1 protein-coding gene is annotated in these 548 nt (G+C 47.8%); it reads left to right on the top strand.

What is annotated here, in order from left to right:
• Positions 1-548, top strand: a 548-nt coding sequence (locus AC0KSB_RS10735; RefSeq protein ID WP_472309114.1) for an IS3 family transposase, incomplete at both ends; no start/stop codon positions are given.

Below are 548 nucleotides of genomic sequence, written 5' to 3'. Positions count from 1 at the left end.
GCAAGAAGCACGTTGTACTACAAGCCGAAATGCAAAGCAGACGAGTATGCTTTGCGGGATTCGATCAAACAGATTTTCCTGGCCAGCAGACGCAACTATGGTACCCGGAAAATCAAAGAAGAGCTTAGAAAAGAAGGCACCGTAGCCTCCAGAAGGCGGATCGGCCGAATCATGAAGGAGCTGGGCCTTGTCTCCAACTATACGGTGGCACAGTTCAAAGTTCAGCATAAGCACACTAATGAAGAAGAAATCAACAACCATGTGGAGCAACAATTCAATAACAGAGACTATCTGGAGGTTGTTGTCAGCGATTTGACGTACGTACGCGTGGCTGGCAGATGGAACTACGTGTGTCTGATTACGGATCTGCATAACCGGGAATTCATTGGCTATAGTTCGGGTCCCCACAAAGATCCCAAGCTGGTGTATCAAGCTTTTGCCCGTATCCGGCCTGAACTGAAAAAGATCCGGATATTCCATACAGACCGCGGAAGTGAGTTCAAGAACAATGCCATTGACGGGCTTCTGGCAACCTTCAAAATTCAGAG

This window comes from Ercella succinigenes, from assembly GCF_900002895.1.
Note: the sequence above shows the minus strand (reverse complement) of the source record. Positions and strands in the feature narration are given on the sequence as shown.